The following is a 235-nucleotide window of genomic DNA, read 5'->3' on the forward strand; positions in this document are numbered from 1 at the left end:
TTCTGAATCTGAATTATTGGAAAAAATTGATGAACTGAATAAGTCGAAAGCCGTTGACGGATTTATCGTTCAGCTTCCTTTACCCGATCAGATCGATCAGGAAAAAATCATCAATGCTATTGATCCAAGAAAAGATGTTGACGGCTTCCATCCGGAAAATTTCGGAAGAATGGCGTTGGAAATGGATACTTTCCTGCCGGCAACTCCATTCGGTATTTTAACATTACTGGAAAGG

Annotated in this window: 1 protein-coding gene; it reads left to right on the top strand. The window is 39.6% G+C overall.

The features are described 5' to 3' along the window. The coding region (locus ACR9ZK_RS23565) for a tetrahydrofolate dehydrogenase/cyclohydrolase catalytic domain-containing protein (protein WP_481344332.1) at positions 1-235 on the top strand (235 nt) is incomplete at both ends.

The sequence above is a fragment of the Monashia sp. HAY1-5C genome, assembly GCF_056755255.1.